This is a genomic window from Neisseria sp. HMSC058F07, from assembly GCF_001810035.1.
Taxonomy (GTDB): Bacteria; Pseudomonadota; Gammaproteobacteria; order Burkholderiales; family Neisseriaceae; genus Neisseria; species Neisseria perflava.
Map to the genome: position 1 here is coordinate 1 of NZ_KV799702.1, position 454 is coordinate 454.

The 454-nt window shown below is 60.6% G+C and carries 1 pseudogene; it reads right to left on the bottom strand.

The features are described from left to right. Positions 1-454, bottom strand: a pseudogene (locus HMPREF2696_RS07970) (RHS repeat protein); the annotation flags it as partial.

Here is a 454-nt window from a genome sequence, read left to right on the forward strand (position 1 = left end):
CGGTTGAGGCGGTCGTATTCGAAGGTTTCGTGACTGCCGTCGGGATAGTCGGTACGGACGGGGTTGCCTGCTGCGTCGTAGTGGTGGCGGGTGGTATGGCCCAGCGCATCGGTAACGGTTTCGAGATCGCCGTATTCGGTGTAACCGAAACGGGTGGTTTCGCCGGTACAGTCGGTAAAGCAGACGAGTTGGTCGAGGGTGTCGTAGTGTAGACGTCGGGTTTTGCCTAAGGCGTCGGTAATGGTTTCGGGCAGCCATCGGGCGTTGTAGCCGTAGCTGGTAGTGTAACCGGCGGGGTCGGTGATGCTGATGAGGTTGCCGCGTCCGTCGTAATCGTAGGCGGTAACCCTGCCTGCGGGATCGTTGACGGCAACCGGCAGGTTGAGGGTTTCGTGGTAGTCGATTTGGGTACTGCTGCCGTCCGGCGCGGTGATGGCGATGACGTTGCCTTCGG